This is a genomic window from Vibrio sp. V38_P2S17PM301 (assembly GCF_009904845.1).
GTDB classification, from domain to species: domain Bacteria; phylum Pseudomonadota; class Gammaproteobacteria; order Enterobacterales; family Vibrionaceae; genus Vibrio; species Vibrio proteolyticus.
Map to the genome: position 1 here is coordinate 21244 of NZ_WXWO01000083.1, position 20544 is coordinate 41787.

16 protein-coding genes and 1 pseudogene are annotated in these 20544 nt (G+C 49.0%); 12 read left to right on the top strand and 5 right to left on the bottom strand.

Annotated features, from left to right (window positions below; genetic code table 11):
• Window positions 1–73: 73 nt before the first annotated feature.
• Window positions 74–616 carry a DUF3332 domain-containing protein gene (locus CAG64_RS17955; protein WP_021705376.1) on the bottom strand — a complete coding sequence of 181 codons (543 nt, stop codon included), beginning with the start codon at window positions 614–616 and terminating at the stop codon, window positions 74–76.
• Window positions 617–1049: 433 nt separating this feature from the next.
• On the opposite strand from CAG64_RS17955, the gene CAG64_RS17960 reads away from it, so the two are divergent.
• Window positions 1050–2288: an L-lactate MFS transporter gene (locus tag CAG64_RS17960; RefSeq protein ID WP_161448733.1), complete on the top strand. Its 1239-nt coding sequence runs from the start codon at window positions 1050–1052 to the stop codon at window positions 2286–2288.
• A gap of 63 nt (window positions 2289–2351) precedes the next feature.
• Entirely contained in the window at window positions 2352–3959 is a 1608-nt protein-coding gene (locus CAG64_RS17965; protein ID WP_161448735.1) for a VRR-NUC domain-containing protein, read from the top strand.
• 31 nt (window positions 3960–3990) lie between these two features.
• Here CAG64_RS17965 and CAG64_RS17970 read toward each other — a convergent pair whose 3' ends face one another.
• Window positions 3991–5022, bottom strand: a complete 1032-nt coding sequence (locus CAG64_RS17970; protein ID WP_161448737.1) for a phospholipase A — start codon at window positions 5020–5022, stop codon at window positions 3991–3993.
• Window positions 5023–5234: 212 nt separating this feature from the next.
• Here CAG64_RS17970 and CAG64_RS17975 point away from each other — a divergent pair, with 212 nt between their 5' ends.
• The 4 genes from CAG64_RS17975 to msrB all read left to right on the top strand — a co-directional run bounded on the left by CAG64_RS17975 (window position 5235) and on the right by msrB (window position 11081).
• Window positions 5235–7589, top strand: a complete 2355-nt coding sequence (locus tag CAG64_RS17975) for a fatty acid cis/trans isomerase (protein ID WP_161448739.1) — start codon at window positions 5235–5237, stop codon at window positions 7587–7589.
• A gap of 42 nt (window positions 7590–7631) precedes the next feature.
• Window positions 7632–7817, top strand: a complete 186-nt coding sequence (locus tag CAG64_RS17980; protein ID WP_021705381.1) for a hypothetical protein — start codon at window positions 7632–7634, stop codon at window positions 7815–7817.
• 224 nt (window positions 7818–8041) lie between these two features.
• The gene (locus CAG64_RS17985; protein WP_161448740.1) at window positions 8042–9790 is read left to right on the top strand and encodes a formate--tetrahydrofolate ligase; all 1749 of its coding nucleotides are present in this window, start codon (window positions 8042–8044) and stop codon (window positions 9788–9790) included.
• Window positions 9791–9941: 151 nt separating this feature from the next.
• Window positions 9942–11081: a peptide-methionine (R)-S-oxide reductase MsrB gene (gene msrB / locus CAG64_RS17990; protein ID WP_161448742.1), complete on the top strand. Its 1140-nt coding sequence runs from the start codon at window positions 9942–9944 to the stop codon at window positions 11079–11081.
• A gap of 70 nt (window positions 11082–11151) precedes the next feature.
• Here the strand turns inward: msrB and dbpA are convergent, their stop codons facing one another.
• On the bottom strand, window positions 11152–12528 hold the full coding sequence (gene dbpA / locus CAG64_RS17995; protein WP_021705384.1) for an ATP-dependent RNA helicase DbpA: 1377 nt from the start codon (window positions 12526–12528) through the stop codon (window positions 11152–11154).
• A gap of 110 nt (window positions 12529–12638) precedes the next feature.
• A complete protein-coding gene (folE, locus tag CAG64_RS18000) occupies window positions 12639–13292 on the bottom strand; it encodes a GTP cyclohydrolase I FolE (protein WP_021705385.1) in 654 nt (217 codons plus the stop codon).
• A 151-nt stretch (window positions 13293–13443) separates the two neighbouring features.
• On the opposite strand from folE, the gene moeA reads away from it, so the two are divergent.
• From moeA to CAG64_RS18020, 4 genes are all read left to right on the top strand, one after another.
• Window positions 13444–14679 carry a molybdopterin molybdotransferase MoeA gene (gene moeA, locus CAG64_RS18005; protein ID WP_161448187.1) on the top strand — a complete coding sequence of 412 codons (1236 nt, stop codon included), beginning with the start codon at window positions 13444–13446 and terminating at the stop codon, window positions 14677–14679.
• A gap of 13 nt (window positions 14680–14692) precedes the next feature.
• The gene (gene moeB / locus CAG64_RS18010) at window positions 14693–15445 is read left to right on the top strand and encodes a molybdopterin-synthase adenylyltransferase MoeB (protein WP_161448185.1); all 753 of its coding nucleotides are present in this window, start codon (window positions 14693–14695) and stop codon (window positions 15443–15445) included.
• 209 nt (window positions 15446–15654) lie between these two features.
• Window positions 15655–15954: a hypothetical protein gene (locus CAG64_RS18015; RefSeq protein ID WP_161448183.1), complete on the top strand. Its 300-nt coding sequence runs from the start codon at window positions 15655–15657 to the stop codon at window positions 15952–15954.
• Between the two features lie 40 nt (window positions 15955–15994).
• Complete coding sequence (locus CAG64_RS18020) at window positions 15995–16822, top strand: sulfurtransferase (protein WP_161448181.1); 828 nt, start codon at window positions 15995–15997, stop codon at window positions 16820–16822.
• Between the two features lie 90 nt (window positions 16823–16912).
• On the opposite strand, the gene CAG64_RS18025 is transcribed toward CAG64_RS18020, so the two are convergent.
• The gene (locus CAG64_RS18025; protein ID WP_161448179.1) at window positions 16913–17911 is read right to left on the bottom strand and encodes a sugar-binding transcriptional regulator; all 999 of its coding nucleotides are present in this window, start codon (window positions 17909–17911) and stop codon (window positions 16913–16915) included.
• A gap of 455 nt (window positions 17912–18366) precedes the next feature.
• Here CAG64_RS18025 and tal point away from each other — a divergent pair, with 455 nt between their 5' ends.
• Window positions 18367–19317 carry a transaldolase gene (gene tal, locus CAG64_RS18030; RefSeq protein WP_021705391.1) on the top strand — a complete coding sequence of 317 codons (951 nt, stop codon included), beginning with the start codon at window positions 18367–18369 and terminating at the stop codon, window positions 19315–19317.
• Between the two features lie 79 nt (window positions 19318–19396).
• Window positions 19397–20544: pseudogene (locus tag CAG64_RS18035) on the top strand (transketolase family protein); the annotation flags it as partial.

A 20544-nucleotide genomic window follows, 5' to 3' on the forward strand; every position in this document is an offset into this window, starting at 1 on the left:
CAACAACGCACTTCTGCATGGAATCTCAGCCATAAAAAAACCTCCCGTTTGGGAGGTTTTTCCAATTGATGAATTATATAGATGCCGCTTCAACGTAGTGTTGGAGATCCTGATCAGAGACCGTCGTAATATATTGATCATTCAGGTAAAACGCCACGCTATCTGAACCTTTCTCGCCACGCAGGGTCTTGTGAGTACCATCGAGGTAAGTCAATTCCATTTCTAGCGTGTTTTCATCGATTTCTGTCATCGTTGCCTGTTCAATCTGGCTGTTGTTGGTTTGCAACGGAACCGTGGTTAACGATTTATCCAACTTACTGTTCACTTTAAGCAATGCATCCGCTGGCGTATCCACAACTGCCGGCGACTTACCGGAAATCGGATTCGTGCCAGTCCAGAATTCAACTGCATTAAAAATAAATAAATCTGCAATAGAAGCGATACCATAAACCGGGGACAGCAAAATAAACAGCCCTTCCCGTCCGTAACGGTTATCTACCGCTTTTAAGTTAAATTTAGTCACCATACCCGTTGTGGCCATTTGGCCCATACATCCGGTCAGTGTCGAGACGCCAAGAGCTGAAATGATGGCGATCTTAATTGCGTTCTTTTTCATTGGTTCCACTACGTTGCGATGAGAAGTGCGCGAATAGTAAAGTCACAAAGAGTCAAATCAAAGGCCACAAAATTACTATTGACAATATCCTGACGATACGTGAAATGAGCTTAATCTTTATTTATCATTATTTTATATTACATATTTTTATAAATATTGTAGAAACCATAGCAAGTCCACTGTCTCATCCCCATCGCTTTCATTTCTCATCATTTCACCCACCGAAACGAAACAAATCAATAACATTTACTTAATCAAAATAACAACCAATGAGAAAGTTATCATTTAACCCAAAAAGAGATTCCAATCACATTTGGATTGGTTATAATCCGCGCTCTTTGCGCTATCTGTTGATATTTGCAAACTTATTTTGAAGAAATAGCACCATTACCATTCACCTACCTGCATTTAGCAGGGACAACCGAGTAAGAAAATGAGCAAGATTGATAAAGCCATGCGGATTCTGCTGGCTGGTTTCTGTATCAACCTTTGTCTTGGCATTCTTTATGCCTGGAGTGTATTTAACAAAGCCCTAGTGACTGATTTTGGCTGGAGTGCCGCAGACGCTTCTTCCCCTTATGCGATTGCAACCATCACATTCTCTGTTTGTCTTTTGATCGCAGGTATTCTTCAGGATCGGATGGGGCCACGTAAAATCCTTATTCTGGGTACGACGTTAACTGGCCTGGGTATGATCGCTTCCGGCTTCGCGTCATCCGTTTTGATGCTCAACCTGACATTCGGTGTCATGACTGGTGCGGGTATCGGTTTTGGTTATGCATGTCTGTCACCTTCCGCAATGAAGTGGTTCCACAGTTCTAAAAAGGGTCTGGTCAACGGTCTGATTGCCGCGGGCTTCGGTCTGGCTGCGATTTATCTGGCGCCTCTGACGTCCATGTTGATCAGTGAGCTGGGGATCAACACCAGCTTCATGATTCTTGGTGTGGGTGTTCTGGTGATCGCAGTTCCACTGGCGTGCACCATCAACAACCCACCGACAGGCTACGTACCCGCAGAACCAAAACTGAAAGCAGGTCAAACCGAGAAAGCAGTGAAAACCTCTTTGGACTTGAGCTGGAAATCCATGCTGAAAACGCCACAATTTTACTCGTTGTGGATCATGTATGCGTTTGCTGCCTCAGTTGGCCTGATGATCATTGGTAACATCACTAATATTGCAAGTGTTCAGGCGAGCCTGCCAAACGCTGTATATCTGGCCTCTATTCTGGCGATCTTTAACTCCGGTGGCCGGGTTGCCGCAGGTATTCTGTCAGATAAAATTGGCGGCGTGCGCACCTTACTGCTGGCCTTTGTACTCCAAGGCATCAATATGGTGCTGTTCGCAACGTTTAACTCCGAACTCACGCTGATCATCGGTACTGCGATTGCAGCCATCGGTTACGGCACCCTGCTCGCCGTGTTCCCATCGATTACTGCGGAATACTATGGTTTGAAAAACTACGGCACGAACTACGGCGTGCTGTATACATCATGGGGTATTGGTGGCGCCATCGGAGCAGCAGTTGTCGGCTACTCAATGACCCACGGTGGAGGATACACCTTGGCTTACACTATCTCAGCAGTGATGATGGCCGTATGTATTGCTCTGGCACTGATCACCAAGCCCGTCACGGATGAGAAAGCAGCACAACTTCAATCCGCCGACGCATAATCGATTGAATTAGAATCAAAAAGGCTTAACCTTAGAGTTAAGCCTTTTTTGTTTATGCGTTATATGCCAACACAGCCCGAACTCAAACCTGACTATTATCGCGATAACTTTCTGAAGCTGACCCATCACGCCAGATATTGGTATGGCGATCTACTTCATTCCCACGAGCACGCTTGGTTAACCAGCTTTGATGCACTCTCAGCACCGGCACAGTGCTTACTCGTGCGTATGCTGGCACGCAAAGGTCGTTGGTTTCGGACGGACAAACTGAATTACAGCGAAATACCTGACATAACCGTCAGCCTGTCTGAGTTAGCTGGCGATCAATTTATTGCTCTCCCCGAACAGGTTGAGTTAAAAACGCTCGCGGAACAGCTGCTAACCAAACCCGAAATTCTCGCACTCTGGCCAAACACCAATCGACAACGTCGTAAAGAGCAGCTTGTTGCCTCATTACCCGACTCAACACAAATTCACACCGAGGCTTTGGCTTTTCAACCCATTGAGTTGCAACACGCCAATATCATCAGGCTGCTACTGGTACTGTTTTTTGCCAATACTCATCAAGATCTGAGTCAGTTTGTGCTCGACGATTTGGGGGTACACCGTTTTGAAGCCTACCAGCTCAGCAAAGAACGCCGTTTTTTTACCGACCGGGAACAGATTGACCAATTATTGCTGCTGAGTGAACTCGCTGACGCTTATTGGTTGTGTGACCGCAAAAACATCCACCAGCTCAAAGAGTTGTTATCTGCCCTACCGCCCAAGAGTGAACACCCATATATTCAAAGAAAGCAGGAGCATTTAATCAACGACATCGCGCGCGATCTTGAACGCCAGGGAGATTGGAAAAGTGCACTGCACTGGTTCAAAACAACCCGTTTACCACCCAGCCGTGAACGCCGGGCGCGCATCTATGACAAACAGAGCCAGCTGAACCTACTTAGTGACACCGTCACGGAAATGTATCATCGCCCGCTCGATAGAGCCGAGTTTGAAGTCGCGGAAAAACTCAGCGCGTTATTAAAGCGACGACAAGGCAACAAAGTTCCTCGCCCCGTCAAGCCAAACTGCGATGAAATCCATTTAAATCTGCAATTAGATCAGCGTGTCGAACTGGCCTGTCTAGACCACTTTCAACGTGAGGGCTGGCGCGTGTACTACAGCGAAAATACCCTTTTAAATGGGTTGTTCGGGCTCGCGTTCTGGAGTGTGATATTTGCCCCCGTCGAAGGAGCTTTCATCAATGCGTATCAGTATCGCCCGCTGGATTTGTATCACGATGATTTCTACGTCAAACGCGAACAACAAATTGAAACCGTCTTTTCACAAGTCGAGTTGCAAGGGCTCAACTGGATAAATGAGGTATATCAGGCCAAATTTGGTATCAACAACCCTTTTGTACACTGGAATAGTCTGACACAACAGTTGTTGCAAGAAGCAATCGAAGCCATACCGAGCGAAACCGTGAGCGCCCTTTTTCGAATCCAACTCAGTGATCCGAAACTCTATCGCAATGGCATGCCAGATCTCATTGCTTTCAAAGATGGCCACTACCGCTGGATCGAGGTCAAAGGCCCTGGGGATAAACTTCAGGATAATCAGTGGCGCTGGATTAAGCACTACCAGGCGCTCAATATTCCCTTCAGCGTCTGTTACGTCAATCACTAAAAAGCGGAGCTTACTTATGCTCCGCTTTTCGTTACAGCAAACCGGTGATCGCCACCCCGACACCTACACGTTGCTGGTTTTGGTCATAATCGATCAAACTTGCGCCGTAACCGGTCGAATATTGCGCATAGCCGCGGACTTTACCCCAAATGGGAAACGTTACACCCAGTTGTGCGAAACCTTTGTGCGTCGCAAAGTTTTCACGACCGAGGAAAGTGAACTCATATTCATCCCACTTGTAAGCACTGGTGAGTTCAAAATGCCCCATATAATCTTCGATATCCGGGTTATCGTCACCATCCGGATCATCCGGTGAATCTTTACTGTCTTCAGGTATCCGCCACCAAGGCTGTAACGCAATCGCAAAATTATCTTTTGAGAAAGTCAGGTTCGTATAGATACGGTTCCAACTGCGCGACAGATCCTGGCGCTGGCCATTGGATTCATGCTCAATACCAAAGCCTAGCCAGGTTTTGCCCCCCATCGGCGACCAGGCTGTTGGGGTGAAGTAAAACAGTTCCGGACGATAATTGGTTTCACGAAATGGGCGTGAAATATCCTGTGCATAGACCTGCCAGAAAGACTTTAAGGTCATACCAAAGAACAAACCATCGCCGTCGAATAATAGATCTTCATAGTTCAATGGCACCTTGAAGCTGATCTGAAATTCCGCTTCAGCATGACGTAAATCATCTGCCCAGTCGGTTTCGGCATAGGCATCTTTATTGATTCGGTCACTGTAGGTCACAGGCAGAATGTAGTTCATTCTGTGTGCTGTCATCACAAACGGTTCAAACGCCGTTTTACGCTCAGACTCAACGCGCTTGGTGACCACACTCTCCTGCTCTTCCTCTTGCAACGGTACTTCAGCTTCAGGTTCAGATTGCACGTCCACCACTTGTTGCAGTTGGCACTGATTGCGTACATCCTCAATTTTGGTGCTGCCGTCTTTGGTTTTTAATGCATCCAGTAAACAGAGGTCATAAGCACTCATCGCTTCAGCTCCTGCCATAGGCGAGGCTAGCAGGCCTAGCATCATCACGCCCGGAATTTTCACTTCCATCGGAAATCCTTATTCGGCTAAACAGGTTAAACGCGCTCAATTCTAATAGAAAACAGCGTTCATGATAGTTACAAAGATGTAAAAGTCGTGTCAATATCAGTTATCGGACACAGTTTGCTTATCATTTAACCGAATCTCTGTAAATTTCTGACGTTAGATCTGCATCCGATATAACGTATACTTACCCCTCACACTCAGAAATTGGTAAGCGAATGAAATATCGTCACATTTTGATTGCTCTTCTGGTCGTCGTTTTTTCCGGATGTGCGACATACGCTGGCTTTAACTATGATCAGCTGTTTGGTGAATCGACGGTGCGCGAACGCACAGCACCGCAACACTCTGTTCAGGTCGATTACTTTCTCAACGAAGTGAAACCGGTTATAGATAATCGCTGCGTTGTTTGTCACGCCTGTTACGATGCCCCTTGTCAGTTAAAGATGTCATCGGTGGAGGGCATTGACCGTGGCGGCAGCAAAGAGCAAGTTTATCAGGGCACTCGCCTGATCGCTTCGAAACCGACCCGGTTGTTTGAAGATGCTCAAACGACACAAGAATGGCGCGACTTCGGCTTTCATCCTGTGCTCAATGAACGCGACCAAACCACGGAAGCCAACCTTCAGGCCGGGCTCATTGCCCGCTTGTTAATGCAAAAGAAAAATCATCCCCTGCCAGCACAAACTCAGTTAGAAGGATTCGATTTTTCTATTGACCGCGATCAGATCTGCCCCACGATTGAAGAATACGAGCAGTATCAAAACGATTATCCGACCTGGGGAATGCCTTATGGCATGCCAAACCTCACCGACGCAGAATACGCGACATTGATGACCTGGCTGCAAAATGGAGCCGTAATGAATCAGCCGTTGCCCTTGAATGACGCTGAATCAAGTCTGGTTGAGCAGTATGAAGCCTTGTTCAACAAAAGCTCGCGTAAAAACCAATTGGCAGCACGTTATATCTACGAACACCTATTTTTGTCACACCTCTACTTTTCACAACTTGAAGGTGAGCCTCGCTTTTTCAGTCTGGTGCGCTCGGCGACTCCACCAGGTGAGCCAGTACAACGCATAGCAACACGCCGCCCCTACGATGATCCAGGTGTCGAGCGAGTGTATTACCGCCTTATCCCAGTACAAAGTACGATCGTTGATAAAACCCACATGCCTTACGCTCTGAACAATAAACGTATTCAGGACTGGAAGCGCTGGTTTATCGATGCGGATTATCAGGTTGCAACCCTGCCGAGTTATCAGCCGGAAGTCGCCGCGAATCCGATGACTGCATTTATCGATCTGCCGGTCAAAGCACGCTTTAAGTTCATGCTTGATAATGCTCAGAACACCATCATGGCCTACATCAAAGGGCCAGTATGCCGGGGACAACTGGCACTGAACGTTATTAACGATCGCTTTTGGGTGTTCTTCCTCGATCCGGACAAAGCCGACATGCCGGAGGTTAATAACTTCTACCGTTCTCAGGCTGACAACCTCAAGCTTCCGGGCGAGCTCGAAAGCAATACGCTTCCGGTCGTAAACTGGGTGAAGTTCTCACGCCAGCAAGCACGTTATCTGGAAGCCAAATCGGAATTCATCAATAAAACGTTCAAAAATGGTGAGCATCTCAATACCGACCTGATCTGGACCGGTAATGACACCAACCCGAACGCTGCTTTGACGGTGTTCCGCCATTTTGATAGTGCTTCGGTGGTGCAAGGCCTGGTTGGCGAGCCACCTAAAACCGCTTGGGTGCTGGATTACGCGTTGCTTGAGCGTATTCATTACCTTCTTGTGGCGGGTTTTGACGTCTACGGCAACTTTGGCCACCAACTGATGACCCGCATGTTCATGGACTTTTTGCGCCTTGAAGGCGAAAGCAACTTCGTTGCACTGCTGCCACGAAATGTACGTCATGAAGAACAAGCCAGCTGGTATCAGGACAAGAGCCCCGAACTGAAAGACTTCCTGTTGCGAAATGTTAAGCCGTTCGATCAGCCTTCACACGTCCCCTATCAGACGACACAATACAAGAAGGAGTTGTATGAGATCCTCAAAACGAAGCTTTCCCCCGTTCTGAGCAATCGCTACAAGATCGAGCAAACAGGTCTCAACGAGGAAAACGAAACATTACTGCGCTCTGTCGGGAACATTCGTGGTGAAGGGCTGATGTATGTGCCACAAATCGTGATGCTGATGATCGAAACTCAACAAGGCCAGGATCAATTGTTCACGTTGATACACAACAATGCCCACACCAATATCTCAAGTTTGTTTGACGAAGATAATAACCGTGACCCGAAAAATGATGATCTCACTTTAGTCCGTGGAGTGATCGGCAGCTATCCCGCTGCGTATCTATCTGTCAAAGAAAATCAGGTTCCCCAGTTGGTGGATATGCTGAAAAATATTCAGTCTGAGCAAGACTACGTTAAGTTGTTGGATACATTTGCGATTCGTCGAAGCTCACCTGAATTCTGGCCATTCAGCGATCGTGTTCACGCCTGGTATAAGGCAAATCAGCCTATCGAATCTGGTTTACTTGACTACAATAGATTTGAGAATAGGTAGAAACGTACAACCAAGTGAACAGTGGACACTAGGAGGTGCAAGATGAGGATTCGAGATCGTATTGAAGCACTCGAGCAACAAATCTACGTCGCCTGTTCAGAAGGTGACTTTGATACCGTGAACATGCTCGAGAACCAGCTCGAAGCGCTCAGAGGCAAAGTTGAACATCCGTTCGACGACGACCCTTACGCACTCGAGGGCAAAACCTTTCTTGACGACGAGTGGTAAGCCGTTCATGGGTCCTGACTAAAAGCCATTCACCTCCTTCGGGAGGTGAATGTTTTTGTGACCAAAACTACTCACTTCTCACCAAAGCAAATTCCACAGCTATTTCGCCGTCTTTCCGCTACAATTCACTCTGCTAATTTTTTCGCTTTACCAAGTTATCGGTACCGATATTATTGCAACACAACCGTTTGCCTCACTTCTTATTATGCCATTAAGAGGGCTTTATGCTGCCGGACATAGAGATCTGTCGCTCTGCCGAGCTACAACCCATTGATACCATTGCCGCGAAAGCCGGCTTAACTACCGATGAATACCAGTCTCTGGGGAAGTATAAAGCCAAAGTCTCCCTTGTCAGTCTAACGCGACTGCAAAACAACTCTCCTGGCAAACTGATATTGGTCACGGCCATTACACCTACCCCGCTTGGAGAGGGTAAAACCGTTACCACTATTGGTCTGGCACAAGGACTGGCGAAATTGAACCGTTCAGTGATGGCTTGTATTCGACAACCTTCTATGGGGCCTGTATTTGGCGTGAAAGGCGGCGCTGCCGGCGGGGGTTATTCTCAGGTCGCGCCAATGGAAGAACTTAACCTGCACCTGACAGGCGATATTCACGCCGTGACCGTTGCGCATAATCTGGCGTCGGCGGCGATTGATGCACGAATTTTTCATGAGCAACGTGAGGGGTATGACGCGTTTGAGGCCCGGACTGGATTACGTGCTTTGCGTATCGATCCGGATCAGGTCGTGTGGAAACGGGTCATGGATCACAATGATCGCGCGCTCAGAATGGTTACCGTCGGACGCAATGAATCAGGCAAGCACGTCAACGGGTTTGAACGCGAAGACGGTTTCGATATTTCAGCCGCTTCTGAGCTGATGGCAATGCTGGCACTGGCGGCCAATTTAAGCGATTTGCGTCAACGCATTGGCCGCATCGTGCTCGCCTATGATCTGGATGGTCAACCAGTCACCACTGAAGACCTTCAGGTTGCCGGTGCCATGGCGGTGACGATGAAAGATGCGATTGAACCCACACTCATGCAAACCTTGGAAGGCGTGCCTACTCTGGTTCATGCCGGTCCTTTCGCCAATATTGCGCACGGAAACTCTTCCATCATTGCCGATGACATCGCTACCCGGCTGGCAGAATTTACTGTCACCGAAGGTGGCTTTGGTTCGGACATGGGGTTTGAGAAAGCATGCAACATCAAAGCGCAAGTTTCCGGTAAAGCGCCAGACTGCGCGGTAATTGTCGCCACGTTACGTGGCCTAAAAGCCAATTCAGGACATTATGATTTGCGTCCAGGACAAGCGATTCCCGATCGCCTGTTCGATGAAGACAGCGCCGCCCTCCAAGCTGGCTTTGAGAACTTGAAATGGCACATTAATAACGTTAACAAATATGGCATTCCCGCTGTCGTTGCCATTAACCAGTTCCCACAAGACTCGGAGTCCGAACTGAGGCAACTGGCTGAGTGGGTCGAAGCTTTGCCGAATAACGTTCAGGTAGCCGTGAGTGAAGGCTTTACACAGGGAGGTAATGGAACCCGCGAACTGGCAGAGAAAGTTCTTCATCAATGCGCGCATCCTGGCGAGTTTTCGCCACTCTATCGCATGTCAGATTGCCTGGAAGCGAAACTGATGGCGGTAGCGGAGGTCGGGTATGGCGCCCGTCACGTCGACTTAAGTGAGCGTGCTCAGCAACAACTAGCCCGCTATAAACAACTAGGGTACGACCACCTTGCTGTGTGTATGGCCAAAACGCCTCTGTCTATCACTACCGACAGCAGCATCAAAGGCTCTCCGCATGGCTTTGATGTCCCGGTCAGGGAGCTAAAATTGTGTGCCGGCGCAGGGTTCATCTACGCACTGTGCGGCAACGTTATGACCATGCCAGGCCTACCAGATAAACCCGCGTTCATGCAGCTTGATCTGGATGGCAACGGCAATATTATCGGTTTGAACTAATTTCATATTCACAACTCAACAGGCGGGGCTCTCCCGCCTTTTTGATCTTCCCAGCTCGGAATGCCATACCTAATTTCATTGGTTGTGTAAGTTTTTCTGCATTGTGCCGTTCTACTTATTCATATCAAGCAACCCATTGAACGAGGTTAGTATGAAAGTAAAGTCAAAGTTTTTGTTAGGGATAGGAGCAACACTGCTAGTGATTGCTTCACTGTTGACTCACGCCGATGACAAAGCCTCAACCGCGAAAAGTCCTTCTGCTCAGTATGAAATCGCCACCCTTGCCGGTGGATGTTTTTGGTGTACAGAGTCGGATCTGGAAAAACTCAACGGTGTGGTCGATGTGGTGTCAGGTTATTCAGGGGGCGATGTCGACAACCCAACATATAAACAGGTCTCTTCCGGTAAAACCGGGCACATCGAAACCGTGAATGTAACTTACGACCCTAAGGTCGTGAGCTATGAACGTGTATTGGATGAGTTTTTCCGTCACATCGATCCAACCGATGACAAAGGATCTTTTGTTGATCGTGGTCCTCAATACCGGCCAGCTATTTTCTACCGCAGCGAAGAGCAAAAACAGATTGCTCAACGTTTCATGCAGGAGATAGAACAATTAGGCGTGTTTAAAAAGCCGCTCAAAACAGAACTTATCTCGTTTACTAAATTCTGGCCAGCTGAGGATTATCATCAGGATTACTACAAACGGAATAAAATTCGTTACAACTACTACCGCTATGCGTCTGGTCGTGACCAGTATCTGGATGAGATCTTTGGTGATGACCGTAACGACCATCCGGTAACCCTGCGGGAAATGATCGACGAGAAAAAAAATCAACCGGCAGTGCGGACCTACAGCAAACCGTCAGACAAAGCAATTCGTGAGCAACTGACTGATCTGCAATACTACGTGACACAAGAAGATGGCACAGAGCGCGCGTTTCAAAATGAGTACTGGGACAACAAACAAGATGGCATTTATGTGGACGTGGTGACCGGGGAACCGCTGTTTTCTTCCAAAGACAAGTACAAATCCGGCACAGGCTGGCCAAGTTTCTCTAAACCGATAAACGAGGCTTACATTCAGTTGAAAACGGATTACAAACTGCTCTATCCACGAACCGAGGTTCGCAGCCGGTTTGGTGATTCTCATTTAGGGCACGTGTTTGATGACGGCCCTGCCCCCACTGGCCTACGCTACTGCATGAACTCTGCCGCCATGCGATTCATACCAAAAGAGCAGATGGAAAAAGAAGGCTACGGAGACTACTTATATCTCTTCGAGAGTTAACGGCTCACACCGGTTGAGCTAATACAAAAAAGCCTGTCGCTGAGACAGGCTTTTCTTTGCCGCGTGTCAATTATTTCATGATGCGGGCTTTGAACTGACGGCCTTTCATCCGCCCTTCCTGCAACTGTTTCAACGCACGCTTGGCGACCGTTTTGTCCACAGCGACATAAGACACCATCGGCATAATGTTGATCTTGCCAATCAATTTCCCTTCAATTCCCGCTTCTTTGGTCAGTGCGCCCAGAATGTCCCCTGCACGTACTTTAGCTTTTTTACCCCCCAGGATCTGGATGGTACTCATCGGCGCGTAGAATGGACGTTCAACCGGTTTTTCCGGTAGCACAGCGGCACGGATATCCATGTCCATATATTCTTCAATCCGTGCAACACGATACGCTTCTTTTTCGTTGTAGAAACTGAATGCCTTACCTTTCGCACCGGCCCGTCCGGTACGGCCAATCCGGTGCACGTGCACTTCAGGATCGCGCGACAATTCGAAGTTAAACACGGCATCCAGGTTATCAACGTCAAGGCCACGTGCTGCCACATCCGTCGCAACCAGAATCGAGATACTCTTGTTCGCAAACATGGTCAGTGCCTGATCACGCTCGCGCTGCTCCATATCGCCATGCAGTTCAACCACACTAAAACCGCGATGAGACAGTTCGTCGGTCACATCCATGACCTCTTTCTTGGTGTTACAAAACACCACTGACGACTCGGGTTTGTGGTGCAACAGTAGTGCTTCCAACGCATCATCACGCGCCTGCTCGCTCTCCATTGAGAAAAACTGTTGATGAATCGTCTGTGTATCGTGGGTTGACGCAACTTTCATCAACTCCGGGTTTTGCATAATGCGTCCGGCAATGGATTCAATCTGAGGTGGGAATGTCGCACTGAACAGCAAGGTCTGACGTTGTACTGGTGCAGCGTCAATCACTGCGTCCAGCGCTTCCTGAAAGCCCATTTCCAACATGCGGTCGGCTTCATCCAGCACCAACGTATTCAGCTCATCCAGATTAATTCGTCCTTTTTCGAGATGATCAAGAATGCGACCCGGAGTCCCCACAAGAATATGAGCGCCATGCTCTAATGAGCCGATCTGCGGCCCCATCGGCATACCACCACACAAGGTCAGCACTTTGATGTTGTGAATGCCACGCGCCAGAGTTCGGATCTCTTTGGCAACCTGATCCGCCAGCTCACGCGTCGGACACAGTACCAGTGACTGCACGCGAAAACGCTTCACGTTCAAATTACTCAGCACGCCCAGTGCAAACGTCGCCGTTTTACCTGAGCCGGTCTTTCCCTGACCAATCACATCTTTTCCTTGCAGAATCGCCGGCAGGCTCTGCTGTTGAATCGCGGTCATGGCGGTATAGCCGAGCGAATCCAGCGTCGTCAATAGTCCGGGCTTTAGCGGGAGTGTGTTAAACGGAACAGTCACAGTCGTGTCCTTAATCAGGGAAAAAGTAAAGGGGCGTATTATGCCGATTTGCCGGCAAGATGAAAGAAAAACCGCCTCGTTAATGAGGCGGTTTGTTCGGAATTTTATGTTTAGCGTAAACCGTGCAAGAACTCATGTCGCGTGGCAGGGTTGGATTTGAATATTCCACCCAATGCTGTTGTCGTGGTCTCACTGGTTGCGTCCATTACGCCGCGTGACTTCACACAGTAATGAGTTGCATCGATAGTGACCGCCACATCGTCAGACTCCAGTAATGTTTGCAGTGCCACCAGAATCTGTTGCGTCATACGCTCTTGCACCTGAGGGCGCTGAGCAAAGAAACGGACAATACGGTTGATCTTCGATAAACCAATGATCTTGCCACGCGGAATGTACGCCACAGCTGCTTTTCCATCGATAGTCACTAGGTGATGCTCACACGTACTGGTCACCGTGATGTCTTTGACTCGCACCATCTCGCTCACGTTCATCTTGTTTTCGATGACAGTGATCTTCGGAAAGTTTTGGTAATCCAAACCAGAGAAGATCTCATCCACGTACATTTTGGCGATACGGTGAGGGGTTTCTTCCAGGCTATCATCAGTCAGATCCAACGCCAGAAGGTTCAGGATTTCGCGCATGTGATGCTCGATTTTTTCCTTTTTCTCTTCCCGGCTGATCGAATTAGGACGCATAGGCGTTTCTAAGCCACGACGTTCTAGCGCTTCTTTAACTAACTTCGCTGACTCGCTGAGACCTGACATTCAACTTCCTCTTTGATTACCCCTTTCGGATGGCTGACAAGGATACTCGTATTTTTTAATAATTACACCCATATTTTAAAGGGGGACATTCTTTATCTCTTTGGTTCTGTGATAAAGTTGAACCCGAATGAAAAGACAATAGGACGGACTCATGGGCTGTTGTGACGCTCCTGGCTTAATGCCGATCGAAGAAGCAATGGAAAAGATGCTCTCTCGCATCAAACCGATTCAAACCACCTTACACCTCCCCCTCGCGCAAGCACTGGGTTATGTGCTCGCCGAAGACATTCTTTCTCCGATACACGTACCGCCTTTTGATAATTCCGCGATGGACGGCTACGCGATTCGAATCGCGGACCTCAAGAACAACGACACCTTGCCATTGGTAGGAAAATCTTTCGCTGGTCAACCGTTTGAAGGTGAATGGCCGCAAAATACCTGCGTGCGCATCATGACAGGCGCCAAGATTCCATCAGGTTGTGACGCCGTCATCATGCAAGAAAACACCGAAGCAACCGAGAACGGCATTCGCTTTATGCAGGCCGACGTTCAATCACAAGCAAACATTCGCCCCACCGGGGACGATATTCGCCAAGGCGATATCGTGCTGGCTCAAGGTGCCCGCTTGACTCCGCGCGACATCCCGATGATCGCGTCTCTTGGTGTCAGTAAAGTCACTGTATACCGCAAACCCAAAGTGGCGTTTTTCTCAACCGGTGACGAACTGAAACCACTGGGCGAAACACTGGAGTCTGGCCAGATTTACGACAGCAACCGTTACGGCATTAAACCTTTGATCGAGAATTTCGGATGCGAAGCGGTCGATCTCGGTATTATTCCTGACTGTCCAGAAACACTCAAAGCGACTTTTGAAAAGGCTCAGTCTCTGGCGGATGTGGTTGTTACCAGCGGCGGTGTCAGCGTTGGCGAAGCGGATTACACCAAAGATATTCTGGAGCAACTGGGGGAAATTGGTTTCTGGAAGCTGGCTATCAAGCCAGGCAAGCCGTTCGCGTTTGGCAAACTCAGTACCGCCTGGTTCTGTGGCCTGCCGGGAAATCCGGTGTCTGCGATGCTGACCATGTATGTATTGGTTCAACCTCTTTTGGCCAAACTCGGGGGCCATACTCAGTGGCAGCCACCTCAATCCATTCCGGCCATCACCAAAACCACTTTTAAAAAAGCGCCCGGCCGCACCGATTATCAGCGCGGAGTTTACCGTCTGGAGAATGGACAGTTTGTTGTCGAAACGACAGGCAACCAAAGCTCTGGCGCATTCCGCTCTATGAGCCTGGCCAACTGTTTCGTCGTTTTGGAGCGTGAGCGTGGCCGCGTTGAAGCTGGTGAAGCCGTTCAGATCCAGTTGTTCAACTCGACCTTGTACTAGTGAGGAGCCGGATTTGGAGATTTTGTCCGATCAGGAAATGTTGCGCTACAACCGCCAAATCATACTGCGTCAGTTTGATTTCGACGGTCAGGAAACGCTGAAGCAGAGTTCAGTACTGGTTCTGGGGGCCGGCGGCCTCGGCTGCGCCGCCACTCAGTACTTGGCAACCGCGGGAACCGGAAAACTGACTCTCATTGATGACGACAAGGTAGAGTTGTCCAACCTGCAACGACAGGTCTTGCACAGTGATGGCGACATCGGTCGACTCAAAGTCGATTCTGCCGCAGAGTCTCTACGCATGCTCAACCCTCACCTTACCGTAAAGACCGTTGCACAGCGTCTCGACGATAACGAACTGCGCGCTTTGATCGACCAACATGATTTGGTGCTTGACGCCAGTGACAACGTCACAACCCGTAACCAACTCAACCGCCTTTGTTATATCAGTAAAACACCACTGGTATCCGGCGCCGCTATCCGCATGGAAGGCCAAGTCAGTGTGTTTACTTTTCAGGATCAGGCACAGCCTTGCTATCAATGCCTGAGTGCCCTATTCGGTGATACGGCATTAACCTGCGTTGAAGCCGGAGTCATGGCACCTGTGGTGGGTATTGTTGGCGCGGTTCAGGCAATGGAAGCCATCAAAGTACTGTGCGGATACGGGAAGCCACTCGAGGGCAAAATTTTAATCCTGGATGCGTTTTCGATGTCCTGGCGAGAAATGAAATTGATGAAAATGCCGGATTGCCCGATCTGCTCTCACTGAATCATAACCTGCGCGGATCTCGTTGTTCTTTGCCCCGGTCAATCCGGGGCTTTGTTTATCTGACTCTTATTACATATTTCTATCAATGATGATCGTTTAAAACGCGATATGCCCTACACTAGCTATATGAGAGTGACCTGATTTAGCGCCGCAGATAATCCGACACACTCAGGCCACCCGGGCTAAGTTGCCACCAGCCAGGGGGATGTATGGATAAACCAATTGTCTACTTAACTGCATTGATTCTCGCTGTTTTAATTCTGATTGTTGTGCTTTCACTTGATGACCAGCACCCAACACAAGTTTCCGCTCGAATACTGGAAACGTCACAAACTCAATCATTGGACGGGATACGGAAGTATCTCACCGTACAAATGGATAACCGTTCCCCTATCGTTCTAATCATTCCGCCCAGCAGCAATTGCGAAAGCGCATCCAGAGCAAAACTCGATAAGCTGACCGATCTGTCCGGAACAAACACAACATACCGATTTATTTCATGTCACTGATCGACTATCTTGTTGTTTCCACATACGTAAAGGAGACGTTATGACCCCGCTAGTGACCCCTGAATGGTTGGAGACAAGGCTCAATCAACACAATCTGGTGATCCTCGACAGCAGCATTGAGTTTCAGATCCCCGGAGAGTTTGAAAAAGACAAAATCAATCTCATCCCGGGCACCGTCAGATTCGATTACGACAAGGTGTTCTGCGATCCAGATTCGTCACTTCCTCATATGATGCCGTCTGAGTCTCGCTTTAATCAGGAGGCCCGCAAGCTTGGAATAAATCAAGATTCGGTGATCGTTATCTACGATAACAGCGGCACATTTGCGTCCCCAAGAGCTTGGTGGATGTTTCTGGCTATGGGACACCAGGAAGTGTATATCCTCGATGGCGGATTGACCGAATGGAAACGTGCCGGTTTACCTCTGGTTCAGCAGTACCGCATCGCCGAACATCCAGGTAATTTCTCAGGCCAGCTTAACCCAAACTACTTCGTTGATGCCGCCTGCATTCTTAATGAAATTGCCAATCCGGAGAGCGTAACCGTCGATGCTCGTGGACGAGCCCGTTTTAATGCCGAGGTTCCCGAACCCAGGCAAGGAGTTCGGGCGGGTCATATTCCAGCATCGGTCTGCTTACCTTTTGCCGAGCTGATGGACGAACACAAGATCAAATCAGTGGTTGATCTTAAGCCGTTACTTGAACGCGTTTTTGATAAGCCCCAGCAACGTTACTTCTTCAGTTGTGGTTCGGGCGTAACGGCGTGTATCGTAGCTCTGGCCGCCTATCTGTGTGGATATCAGAACCTGGCTGTCTATGACGGCTCCTGGACCGAATGGGGTCAGCGAGCCGAATTACCAATCGAATAAGAAAAGCCCCGTCATTGTGTACGGGGCTTTTTGAATACCGCGACAAACGGCGGCTAAAGCTCTTGCTAACCGCCCTCATCAAAAATGCGGCTAACTGTCGCTTACCATTCCTGTCATCTGTTCATCAAGGTTGAGAACTGTTAATGCGTTACTCACGCTGGTTGCAATCACGTCAATTGCCCCCGTACGCAGCGCCCCTAATAGCGCCAGCGGCTTGGTATTCTCTGCGGCAATCGCAATCACTTCAGCAATCGGTCGAAATTCATCGATCCCCAAACCAATCACTCTGTCACTCATAACGGTATCTGCAATCTGGCCGTGGATATCAAAAAAATCATAGCCGGCAAAATCGCCAACCACCCCTTGATGTAAACGTGACTGAACCACCTCTTCCGCAGTAAACCAGCCCAGATCGACCATGTAGCTGTTCTCACTCATGTCACCGATCCCCACCAACGCCATGTCAGCCTTGCGTGCCAGATCCAGCGTCTGCTTGACCGTAGCATTTTGCATGAAAGCGATCTTTTGCTCACGGTTCTCCGCGTAAGCGGGCGCATAGAGAGTTTCAGAGCTGCCGCCATATTTTTTGGCCAACTGGCGACAAATATGGTCAGCGTTAAACATGCCGCCACGTGGGTGAATGCCTCCGATACCACACACAAACTTACAGTCTCGCGGCGTGATCACACCGACATGATGAGCCACCGCAGACACGTTGCGCCCTTGCCCAACCGATACCACCATACCGTTTTGCAGATTACTGGCCAGGTAATTGGAAACCAGTCCGGCAAGTTGAGTACGCTGTTGCTCTTCGCTGGGCTGGTCTAATGCGATCAACGCACGTTTGACCCCAAAACGCTCGACCAGGCGCTGTTCGATTTTGGCGCTGAACACCGGATGGTATTTGACGGTGATCTCGACAATCCCCTCATCACGAGCCTGTTTTAACATCCGTCCGACTTTGGCACGTGAAATGGAGAATTTGCGTGAAATCTCCTCCTGCGTCGCACCATCCTGATAATACGCTACGGCAATTTCGGTCAACAGATCGGTATTTTCTACTGAAATATCCTGATTGGAACTGGTCATATCGGCTCTCACTAAAACGTATCTGTGCAGAATAACTGTCATTGAGCATCTGCTCATTGATGTAGCATATGATACAGTGCATTTTAAATGCAACAAATGCTCATCAGAAAGACAAATTCTCAGCTTAATTTTTTGGTGTTGCAATTCGACAGTAAACCTTACTCTTGCTAGGCAAACGTTTATTTGTGCCTGCACTGTAAACAGGGCAAAAAAATAGTTGATTTATGTCACCGAAAGTCCCATTCATCAATTGACTTTCCGCACAGTTCAGATAAATATGAACACATCATTTACTCAGCAATCGAGCAAATGTTCAAAACAGATGCTCGGTCGCTAAACATTGACGGTTAGCTGGTCATCACATGCTGTTCTCGGTGTATGATTGATTAGCAAATACGCTTGCAAAATGTGCAAACCCGTGTTGGGTTTGTCACCCAGGAAATAGGATGATCGAGATGAGCAACAAGTTAGAACAACTTCGCAAACTAACTACTGTAGTAGCAGACACTGGTGAAATTGACGCAATTAAAAAGTATCAACCAGAAGATGCAACCACAAACCCTTCTCTGGTACTGAAAGCCGCTCAAATCGCAGAGTATGCTCCACTGATCGATCAGGCTATCGAGTACGCGAAATCGCAAAGCAGCGACAAAGCACAACAGGTTCAAGACGCTTGTGACATGCTGGCTGTGAACATCGGTAAAGAAATCCTGAAAACCATCCCTGGCCGTATTTCAACAGAAGTCGACGCTCGTTTGTCTTACGACACAGAAGGCAGCGTGGCAAAAGCTCGTCAGTTGATCAAAATGTACAACGATGCAGGCATCTCAAACGATCGCATCCTAATCAAACTGGCTTCTACCTGGGAAGGCATCCGTGCGGCTGAAGTCCTGGAAAAAGAAGGCATCAACTGTAACCTGACTCTACTGTTCTCATTTGCTCAAGCTCGTGCATGTGCAGAGGCGGGAGTATTCCTGATTTCACCATTCGTTGGTCGTATCATGGACTGGTACAAAGCAAAAGAAGGCCGTGACTTCGAACCTTCAGAAGATCCAGGCGTTCTGTCTGTTACTAAGATCTACGACTACTACAAAGCGTACGGCTACAAAACGGTCGTCATGGGCGCAAGCTTCCGTAACATCGGTGAAATCCTGGAACTGGCCGGCTGTGACCGCCTGACTATCGCTCCTGCTCTGCTTGCTGAACTGGAAGCAGCGGAAGGTGAAGTGGTTGAAAAGCTGGTTGACTCTAAAGGCGCAGAAGAGCGTCCTGCACCAATGACTCACGCTGAGTTCCTATGGGAACACAATCAAGACCCAATGGCGGTTGAGAAGTTGGCGGAAGGTATCCGTAACTTCGCAGTTGACCAGGGCAAACTGGAAGCGATGATCGAAGCGAAACTGTAATCACGCACAAATTCAAATTGGGGAAGCATAAGACTTCCCCTCTTCATTTTTATTTAAATCATTTAATACGGTAATTGTTATGGATCGTAAACATCTAGCCAATGCTATCCGTGCTCTGAGCATGGATGGTGTACAACAAGCAAACTCTGGCCACCCTGGTGCACCTATGGGTATGGCAGACATTGCTGAAGTAGTGTGGCGCTCTCACCTGAACCACAACCCAACCAATCCAGAGTGGGCAGACCGCGACCGCTTCGTGTTGTCAAACGGCCACGGCTCTATGCTGATTTACTCTCTGCTGCACCTGAGCGGTTACGAGCTGTCGATTGACGACCTGAAAAACTTCCGTCAGTTGCACTCTAAAACGCCGGGCCACCCTGAGTACGGCTATGCACCCGGCATTGAGACCACAACCGGTCCTCTGGGCCAGGGCATCACTAATGCGGTGGGCATGGCGATTGCGGAAAAAGCACTGGCGGCGCAGTTTAACAAACCTGGCCACGACATCGTGGACCACTTCACTTATGTGTTCATGGGCGATGGCTGTCTGATGGAAGGCATCTCGCACGAAGCCTGCTCACTGGCCGGCACTCTGGGTCTGGGCAAACTGATCGCCTTCTGGGATGACAACGGCATCTCTATCGACGGTCACGTGGAAGGTTGGTTCTCAGACGACACACCAAAACGTTTTGAAGCCTACGGCTGGCACGTCATCCCGGCAGTAGATGGTCACGATTCTGACGCGATCAACGCAGCGATCATCGCTGCAAAAGCGGATCCTCGTCCGACTCTGATCTGTACTAAGACCATCATCGGTTTCGGCTCACCAAACAAAGCCGGCTCGCACGATTGTCACGGTGCTCCTTTGGGCGCAGACGAAATCAAAGCCGCACGTGAGTTCTTAGGCTGGAATCACGGCCCATTCGAAATCCCATCGGATGTGTACGCAGAGTGGGACGCGAAAGAAGCGGGCAAAGCGAAAGAAGCAGCATGGGATGACAAGTTCTCCGCTTACGCCGCCGCTTACCCAGCCGAAGCCGCAGAATATAAACGCCGTGTGAACGGTGACCTGCCAGCGGAATGGGAAGAAAAAGCAGCGCAAATTATTGCTGATCTTCAGGCTAACCCTGCCAATATCGCTTCCCGTAAAGCGTCACAAAACGCACTGGAAGCCTTCGGCGCTCTACTGCCTGAGTTCATGGGCGGCTCAGCTGACCTGGCCCCATC

Bases quoted from the DNA above. Each gene is read 5' to 3' on its own strand.
- folE (WP_021705385.1), bottom strand. From the start codon at position 13,292: ATGTCAGGTCTCAGCGAGTCAGCGAAGTTAGTTAAAGAAGCGCTAGAA.
- CAG64_RS17985 (WP_161448740.1), top strand. From the start codon at position 8,042: ATGCTGCCGGACATAGAGATCTGTCGCTCTGCCGAGCTACAACCCATT.
- CAG64_RS18025 (WP_161448179.1), bottom strand. From the start codon at position 17,911: ATGACCAGTTCCAATCAGGATATTTCAGTAGAAAATACCGATCTGTTG.
- msrB (WP_161448742.1), top strand. From the start codon at position 9,942: ATGAAAGTAAAGTCAAAGTTTTTGTTAGGGATAGGAGCAACACTGCTA.
- CAG64_RS18020 (WP_161448181.1), top strand. From the start codon at position 15,995: ATGACCCCGCTAGTGACCCCTGAATGGTTGGAGACAAGGCTCAATCAA.
- moeA (WP_161448187.1), top strand. From the start codon at position 13,444: ATGGGCTGTTGTGACGCTCCTGGCTTAATGCCGATCGAAGAAGCAATG.
- CAG64_RS17970 (WP_161448737.1), bottom strand. From the start codon at position 5,022: ATGGAAGTGAAAATTCCGGGCGTGATGATGCTAGGCCTGCTAGCCTCG.
- CAG64_RS18015 (WP_161448183.1), top strand. From the start codon at position 15,655: ATGGATAAACCAATTGTCTACTTAACTGCATTGATTCTCGCTGTTTTA.
- CAG64_RS17975 (WP_161448739.1), top strand. From the start codon at position 5,235: ATGAAATATCGTCACATTTTGATTGCTCTTCTGGTCGTCGTTTTTTCC.
- CAG64_RS17955 (WP_021705376.1), bottom strand. From the start codon at position 616: ATGAAAAAGAACGCAATTAAGATCGCCATCATTTCAGCTCTTGGCGTC.
- tal (WP_021705391.1), top strand. From the start codon at position 18,367: ATGAGCAACAAGTTAGAACAACTTCGCAAACTAACTACTGTAGTAGCA.
- CAG64_RS17980 (WP_021705381.1), top strand. From the start codon at position 7,632: ATGAGGATTCGAGATCGTATTGAAGCACTCGAGCAACAAATCTACGTC.
- CAG64_RS17965 (WP_161448735.1), top strand. From the start codon at position 2,352: ATGCCAACACAGCCCGAACTCAAACCTGACTATTATCGCGATAACTTT.
- CAG64_RS17960 (WP_161448733.1), top strand. From the start codon at position 1,050: ATGAGCAAGATTGATAAAGCCATGCGGATTCTGCTGGCTGGTTTCTGT.